Source organism: Saccharospirillum sp., from assembly GCF_039982735.1.
In the GTDB taxonomy this organism is placed as follows: Bacteria; Pseudomonadota; Gammaproteobacteria; order Pseudomonadales; family Natronospirillaceae; genus Saccharospirillum.
In genome coordinates this window covers 91,806-99,678 of the sequence record NZ_JBDWXV010000022.1, presented here as the reverse complement: position 1 = coordinate 99,678, position 7,873 = coordinate 91,806, and the positions used below count along the sequence as shown (strand labels likewise).

The following is a 7,873-nucleotide window of genomic DNA, read 5'->3' as shown; positions in this document are numbered from 1 at the left end:
GAACTCGCGACCCCCGGCGTGACAGGCCGGTATTCTAACCAACTGAACTACCGCTCCACGGTATTGGTGGGTGTGAACGGGATCGAACCGCTGACCCTCGCCTTGTAAGGGCGATGCTCTCCCAGCTGAGCTACACACCCACACCAATTTGGATACAATGCCTCCCGGCCCCTTCCAAAGACCACTCTGTGATCCTCGAAAGTGGAGCGCATTTTAGCGATTTTCCCAATTAAGTCAAACGTTTAGCGCAGATTATTTTACCAGAAATAGCACCATGTCGGGCCAATAGGTAATCAGTAGTACTACGCCCATCAGTACCAGCATCATCGGCAAGGTCGCCACGTAGAGCTCGGTGATCGATCGTTTGAACCGGTAGCTGGCAATAAAGAGGTTCATTCCGACCGGTGGTGTAAAATAGCCGATCTGCATGTTGGCCACAAAGATAATGCCCAGATGAATAGGGTCAATCCCGTATTCCAGAGCAACCGGCAGTATCAACGGCACAATGATAATCAGGGCAGCAAAAATGTCGAGCACTGCGCCCAGCGCCAGCAAACCCACATTCAGGAACAGCAAGAACACCCAACGACTGTCGATGTGTGTACTGACCCAGTCAAACACCTGGGCGGGCACCTGCAGATCAATGAGTAGATTGGTAAACGCCAGGGCAACGCCCAGAATCAGCAAAATGCCACCCACCATTTTCATCGATTCTGCCGCAACGGCGGGCAGGCGTCGCAACGGAATCTCCCGGTAGACAGCGACCTCTATAATCAACACATAGAGCGCGGTGATCGCGGCGATGTCCGATACCACCAGCCAACCACTGAACAGGCCACCCATTACAATGGCCGGAATGCCCAGCTCCCACTTCGACTCCCATACTGCACTGCCCAGCTCGCGCAGGTTGAAGGGTGTCAGTGGCACCGGCTGGTGCCGTTGCTGCCAAAGCCCCAGTAACCAGAGCGAGATGATCATGATCACCGCGGGAATGAATCCAGCCAGAAATAACGATTGGATATCAACGCCCTGTACGTCCATCTGCTGAGCGACAATGCCGTATAGGATCAACGGTATGGCGGGTGGCAGTAACAAGCCCAGACTGCCGGAGGTGGTGATCAGCCCCAGCGAGAAACGCTCGGAATACCCTGCCTGGGTCAGCGCCGGTAACAAGAGCGCCCCAAGCGCGACGATAGTGACCCCGGAGCCGCCGGTCAGCATGGTAAAAAAGGCACAGGCCAGCAAGGCGATGAGTATCATGCCACCGGGCAGCCAACCCAGCGCCGCTCTCGAAACTCGAACCAGACGTTCCGCCGTGCGCGACTCACTGAGCAGGAATCCGGCAAAGGCGAACAGTGGCAACGCCATCAGAAGGGTATTTTCAGTAAGCCGGTAGAGCTCGATAGGCAGAACCATCAGGTCGATTCCGCTCACCCAGAAGCCCCAGGCCGCTGCGGCCAGAATGATGACAAACAGAGGCGCGCCGAGAGCGGCAATCAGTGCCAGCAGCGCCGAAACTAGAGCATTCATATCGCAGGTTTCACCGGTGGTTTTACGGTATTGAGCCCAAAGCGGAAACACATCCAGGCGAACCCCAGTGGCATTATCAGTTCAAACGGCCAGACGGGCAGCCCGGAAAAGGTCGTGCCCCCATAGTGGAATTCATCCAGTACGAAACGGCTGGCGTGCCAGGCCATCAGGCCGGTGACCAGCGCCGCAAAGGCATTGGCCAGAGCATTTATCAGCCTCGCAGTGCGCGGCTTCAGAAAATGCCCGAGCGCATCGATGGCAATGTGCTCCCCGGTTCGGGTGGCGACCATGGCCCCCAGTACGGCCAGCCAGAGCACCAGCATGCGTGTAAATGGGTCGATCCAGTACCAGCTGGTATCCGCCAGGTTACGCAAACCAATCTGCAGGACACTGAGACTGATCATGGTCAGCAGTATGGCCGCCAGCAAGACTCGCTCAGCCGTGGCCATCCATCGGTCCAGGAAACGCCAGACGGTCACAGCGCATCCCGGTGACGGGTCAGGATGTCACTGACTTTCCGATAGATATCGGCCGAGAACTGATCGCGTTCGATCAGCAGGCGGGTGGCCGCTTCTGATTCTGCTTCAAGGGCAGCGCGGTCGACGCTACTTGGTTCGACGATATCGATCCCCAGTGTCTCCAGTGCCGCGAATGACCGCAGGTTGTCGACTCGCGTCTGCTGATCAATGGTCTCACTGGCCTTGCGGAATTCGGCCTCAACAATGGCCTGGTCCTCCGTTGAAAGCCGACTGTACGCGCGCTCCGACAGGGCCAGTACGCCGTAGGTATACATAAAAGGCGCGTCCGTCAGGTAATCTACCCGGCTGTACCATTGCAAGGTGATGGCGCCCACGGGCGGCGCAACAATGGCGTCAATGGCGCCAGTCTGCAATGCCGTCAGCACATCACCAATGTTCAGCACAATAGGGTTGATGCCAAAGGCCCGGGCTATCTGTTCGGAAAATGGATCGTTGGCAGGGAGCCAGAGCTTCTGCTCCTTCAAGGTATCCATAGAGCTGATGGGCTGCTGGCTCATGCCGTAGGCAAAGCCTGCCTCGATCAAACCAAAAGTTTTCCAGCCGCCCTCATCAAACCCCTGTTCAATGTCACTGTCCAGTTCCTCGCGAACGGCATCGACCTCATCGTAATCGCGGAACAACAGGGGGGCATTAAGCACCTGCGAATCCCGGAAAGCGCTGGCCAGCGCGCCACTTTGCACAAAAGCACCCTGCAACTGACCAATGCGAATCTTGCGCTGGACCGCCTGATCATCGCCCATGACTCCACCCGGGTAATAGCGGATATCGACCCGGCCATCGGTTTGCGTCTTAATGGCTGCCCCGGCCCGGCGCAACTCATTCAATACCGCATTACCGTCGGGGTACTGGGTGGAAATTTTCAATTCTTCGGCCTGTGCCATCACGGCAGTAACGGCCAGGATGATGCTGGCAGTCAGCATTCGAATGGGTGTCATGGTGTCCTCACAGGGGTGCGTGCACCCCGAATCAGTCGCCGCGACCGGCGCTCTGCCGGTAACGGACTAAAAGTAATCATCAGCGCTGGCCAGGAGTCGCTCGGCTTGTTGCTGGGCGTATCGGTTTTGCAATGTCAGGCCTTCAACATACGGATCGCGGCTTAACGCATCCTGAAGCAGCCGGTCGTGAAGCTCCCGGTCAAAGACCAACCGGGCAAACTGGGACGCATAATACACCTGAATGATCAGGTTCTGGCCATCAGCTGCGTCAAGCGCCTGCTCATAATACGCCTGAGCAACATCTGGCTTGCCACCCAGACTCGGCGGCAGGATGCTGTTCATCACCCCCAGATACAACAGCGCGGTACCCCGCTCGTAGCCCGGTTCGATCGTTACCGTGCGCTCAAGCACCGCCTGGGCCTGGCCCAATTGAGCAACGGCGAGCCAGTCGTCGCTGTTGTTTTGAATGTAACTGGCCCAAGCGGTTCCCAGGGTGTAAAGGTAAGGTAAGTCATCGGGATGATCCCATTGCGACAGTGCCGCTTCGATCTGATCCGGCTTTACCTCACGCAGGCCGCAGGCATCGTCATCGTAAGTGCAAAACGCCGAAAAGGCGTAATCCAGTGCCTTTGCCGACATGGCACGGCGGCGCTCAGTTTGCTCTGGCGGAATAAACACACCGGCATAGGCACTGTTCAGGGACGCAGCCGTCAATTGCATCTGCTCGCTGCCGGGGTAAGTCTCGACCAATGCATCAATCATCAGCAGATAGCTGGGCAACCCGTCTTCGACGGTTTGCAGATCATCGCTGTTTAGAATGGCGCTGGATAGATTGGACGGGAGCTGCCGGGTTGCACAGCCGCTCAACACGAGGCCAGCGAGCAGCACCAGAAACCCTCGTAAGGCGATTGGTTGGATCCGGTGACAATGGGTAACGGGCATTGGTACTTTCCCCTAAAGATTGGTTGTAGTCGGCTGTACAAAAACAAGTTGGCGGCTACAGCAACCGAGCACCAACCTGTTCGCCGCAAAGCGGCTACAGTAGTAACAGATTTCTGTTGCCGTTGTGTGTTTCTATACGGCGTCCGCGACGCCTTGTGGTTCGCCCACATCGTCTGAACGGTCGAGCAGTTTCACTTTTTCGCGATCCCGGTTCAGCGGGTACAGCACATAGCCGGACCAGAATGAATCCAGCGTGAATCGCTCAACGACCTGACGGTTATAATGCTCCTTGCGGGCTTTGTGTTCGTCATATCCCTTGTAGTTGAGAATCTGCAGGCAGGCCGGGCATACCAGCGGCTGACCTTCGAAGGCTCGCGCATTGGTTCCCACCCGGTACTGATCGCGCTCGGGGAATTGATCACAACGTGCCACATGCAGGACGTCGTCTACCGCGATCGCCACCCGGGAATTTTTATAGCACAGGCAATGATCAAGCAAACGCCCCAGCACAGGCCGGGGCAATGCCATTCCCTGCCGGGCCAATACCGAGCGCTCGTCACCGGTCAGGTGGCGGTCCGGGTCGAACAGTTCAAATTGCCCGAGCTGATCTGTTCCCATCCGCTCGCGCATCTGATTGAAGGGTTCAAATTCGAGGAAATCAATCAGTTCCACGCTACAAATCCTGCTCTTCGAGCATGGTGGCAATGCGGCTCTCAGCATCGGTTCTGAGCCGGAATTCGACGCGACGTGAACGTTCACCATCTTCGTCGCCTGCACTGTCGGTAATGGGTTTGGATGAGGACAATCCATTTGCCGTCATGTGCTCCTTTAACCAGTCGCGCTGATTGCTGACCGCTGGTAAGTTGAGCACATAAGCCAGCGTTGACCGCGTTCGCTCCTGGCTGAGCCCCATGTTCAGAATATAAGCTTCATCTTCAGTTTGGCCCAGCCAGCCACTGGAGGTATGGCCTTCAATTCTTACTTCGGCGATATCATCCCGGTATCTGTCCGCAGTGATGATACGCATGTATCGCGGGAAAAACTCGGCAAGAATGGATTCAAAGGCCGGGCTAAGCTCACTCTCCCCCCGCCCGAAAATCAGCGACTCACGGTTGAATCGAATGCTCAGGTCCGGGTTGACCTCGGCCCCCCAGCGCTCCAGGTCCGGTTCAAACTCTTCCAGTAAATCCTGGTACAACTGGGTTCGCAGTCTGTCATAGAGCACAGCTACTTCACTGACTTTGTTACGTTCTATTTCGGCATCGACCATGAAGACAATCGCCACCAGCAAGAACACCATCATCAGGCCGGCCATCAGATCACTGACTGAGACCCAGTGCTCCTCCTGTTCGATGTGCTCGGCGTCGTCTCTCATTTCGATTGCTCGGCCAGCCTGACCAGATCATGTAACTTGTCGGTCAACGGGGTGTAGTCGTTGACGAATTTCTCAGACAAGGCAGTCAGCTGGTAACCAAAGGACTTCATGGCCCGGTTCAGTTCCGCCTCCAGCGCCTGATCCATCTGTTGCATCTGCTTGTCGTTGCGTTCCAGCAACTGCGTCAGCTGTGCTCCCATGTTCTGCTGGGCCCGCTCGGTACCTTCCAGCAGCACATCACTGACGTTTTTTACGGTATCGCGAATATCGGTGGCCGAGCCTTCCAGCAGGGTTCGCATCTGCTTTCCCTGGGTTTCCACCAGTTGCTGCATACCTTCGGTGAGCTGCAGAATACGGGTTTCCAACTGCGGCAACCCCTGCTGGGCATCAACCACGAGATTGGAGAAAGTCGAGAGATACTCGCGCAGGTTTTCGCTCTGCGTTTGCAACGTCGAAAGCAACGCCTCCATGTCTTCGGCGACACTGGTGAAGGATCGGGTTTGTTGAATCAGCCGTTCGAAGGACTCCGCACCGAGTTTGGCACTTTCAGCACTCTGTCGATTACTCTCTACCAGCGCCTCTATGGACTCCCGGTGCTCTTTCTGCCAGGCAACCATTTGCCCGACAGCCTGATTCAATTGCCTGAAATTCTCGCCATACTGCTCTTCAATTCGGGTATTAAACTCACGCATCACATGGCCAATCGCTTGCTGCAAGGCTTGCTGGTTGGCTTCGGTCATATCTGCCTGGTAGTTGCGAATGGTGTTTTCCAGCTGTTTCTGCTGAGCCATCTGGGCATCGTGCTGTTGCTTGAGCAGAGAACTGACCGGCTCTGCTTCTTCTGTGGCCAGATGATTGGAAATGCGCTCGAGATGCCAGGCCAGGTCGTCCATGGTCGCGGTTTGTTTGGCCTCACGATGGGCACGCACACGCATACTGGCCACGGCATAGCGGAACTTGATGGTCAACGCGCCGAGCAACCCGGCGATAGACGTCCAGAAGGCGGTTTTTAGCCCTTCCAGCAGCGCCGGTACGCTGGACTGGATCGACCCGGTATCAAACTCGGCCAGACCGAGGGCGACGCCCAGAAAGGTGCCAAAGATGCCAATGCTGGTGAGAATGCTGGGTGTGTAGTTGGCGGTATGAGCGGAATAGACCGGGCCATGAAAATACAGCAGCAATACGCTAATAACACCAATGAACACCCAGGTCAGGGTCGAAAATGACGCGATTATCTCCATGCCACACCTATTCCAAAGACAGCGATGGGCAGTATGCCACTGGCAGCCCCTTGCCTCAAAGGCTGAATGCCCACCTGGCGTCACGACGGCCTTCCCAAATAAAAAAAGGCGGCCCGTGGCCGCCTTTTCAGTGCTTTCCAGGGTTAGCCAAGATAACTGAGCAACACCCCGGCTGCTACTGCAGACCCAATAACACCGGCCACATTGGGCCCCATGGCGTGCATTAGCAGGAAGTTCTGGTTGTTGTTTTCCAGGCCTACCTTGTTAGACACCCGAGCAGCCATTGGCACCGCTGATACCCCGGCCGAGCCAATCAGAGGGTTAATCGGTGTCTTGCTCATCAGGTTCATCAGCTTGGCCATCAGCACACCAGTAGCCGTACCGACACAGAAAGCTGTCAGACCCAACACCAGAATGCCCAGTGTCTCGACGTTCAGGAACGCATCCGCACTGAGTTTCGAGCCAACCGCCAGCCCCAGAAAGATGGTGACAATGTTCATCAGCGCATTCTGGGCGGTATCGCTCAGCCGCTCGACGACACCACTTTCCTTCATCAGGTTGCCGAAACAGAACATGCCCAGCAGTGGCGCCGCAGATGGCAGGAACATGGCCACCAGCACTAGTACCATCAGCGGGAAAACGATCTTCTCGCGTTTGCTCACCACCCGCAGTTGCGTCATGGTGATTTTGCGTTCGGCCTTGGTGGTCAGCGCCCGCATAATGGGTGGCTGGATCAGAGGGACCAGTGCCATGTAGCTGTATGCCGCAACTGCAATCGCGCCCAGTAGGTCTGGTGCCAGCTGACTGGCGACGAAGATTGAGGTCGGCCCATCGGCCCCGCCGATGATCCCAATGGCGGCTGCATCAGCCAGCGAGAAGTCCATCCAGCCCATCGATGACATCCAGACCGCGCCGATGATGGTACCGAAAATGCCAAATTGAGCCGCCGCGCCAAGAAACAGCGTCTTCGGATTGGCCAGCATGGGGCCAAAATCGGTCATCGCACCGACGCCCATAAAGATAAGCAGCGGAAAGACGCCGCTTTCAATACCTATGCTGTAAACGTAGTACAGCAGACCACCCGCCGCTTCCAGATGGCCATCGGCTGCGTAGATGGGTTCGGCATACATGCCCGCCCCGGGGATGTTGACCAGAATGGCACCAAAACCAATCGGCAACAGCAGCAAGGGTTCAAAACGTTTGTTGATCGCCAGGTACAACAGCACCAGCCCGATGATGATCATCGTCAACTGACCGATGCCAAGGTTGGCGAGCCCTGACTGCCCCAATAATACGGTGAGCTTATCCATT

At 56.3% G+C, this 7,873-nt stretch carries 8 protein-coding genes and 1 tRNA gene; all 9 read right to left on the bottom strand.

Features of this window, described 5'->3' with window-relative positions; genetic code table 11:
• Nucleotides 1-64: 64 nt before the first annotated feature.
• A tRNA-Val gene (locus ABJT94_RS18905) sits at nucleotides 65-140 on the bottom strand.
• 112 nt (nucleotides 141-252) lie between these two features.
• Entirely contained in the window at nucleotides 253-1,530 is a 1,278-nt protein-coding gene (locus ABJT94_RS18900; RefSeq protein ID WP_348477901.1) for a TRAP transporter large permease subunit, read from the bottom strand.
• Nucleotides 1,527-2,009, bottom strand: a complete 483-nt coding sequence (locus tag ABJT94_RS18895) for a TRAP transporter small permease (protein WP_348477900.1) — start codon at nucleotides 2,007-2,009, stop codon at nucleotides 1,527-1,529. The genes ABJT94_RS18900 and ABJT94_RS18895 overlap by 4 nt, the downstream gene beginning before the upstream one ends.
• Entirely contained in the window at nucleotides 2,006-3,004 is a 999-nt protein-coding gene (gene dctP / locus ABJT94_RS18890; RefSeq protein WP_348477899.1) for a TRAP transporter substrate-binding protein DctP, read from the bottom strand. Before dctP ends, ABJT94_RS18895 begins: the two co-directional genes overlap by 4 nt.
• A gap of 66 nt (nucleotides 3,005-3,070) precedes the next feature.
• Nucleotides 3,071-3,946 (bottom strand): TRAP transporter TatT component family protein, encoded by an 876-nt coding sequence (locus tag ABJT94_RS18885; protein WP_348477898.1) that lies wholly within the window; start codon nucleotides 3,944-3,946, stop codon nucleotides 3,071-3,073.
• Nucleotides 3,947-4,078: 132 nt separating this feature from the next.
• Entirely contained in the window at nucleotides 4,079-4,618 is a 540-nt protein-coding gene (locus ABJT94_RS18880; RefSeq protein WP_348477897.1) for a hypothetical protein, read from the bottom strand.
• Between the two features lies 1 nt (nucleotide 4,619).
• Nucleotides 4,620-5,321: an OmpA family protein gene (locus tag ABJT94_RS18875; RefSeq protein ID WP_348477896.1), complete on the bottom strand. Its 702-nt coding sequence runs from the start codon at nucleotides 5,319-5,321 to the stop codon at nucleotides 4,620-4,622.
• Entirely contained in the window at nucleotides 5,318-6,562 is a 1,245-nt protein-coding gene (locus ABJT94_RS18870) for a hypothetical protein (RefSeq protein WP_348477895.1), read from the bottom strand. Before ABJT94_RS18870 ends, ABJT94_RS18875 begins: the two co-directional genes overlap by 4 nt.
• Before the next feature lie 143 nt (nucleotides 6,563-6,705).
• A complete protein-coding gene (locus ABJT94_RS18865; RefSeq protein WP_348477894.1) occupies nucleotides 6,706-7,872 on the bottom strand; it encodes a sodium ion-translocating decarboxylase subunit beta in 1,167 nt (388 codons plus the stop codon).
• Nucleotide 7,873 lies beyond the last annotated feature (1 nt).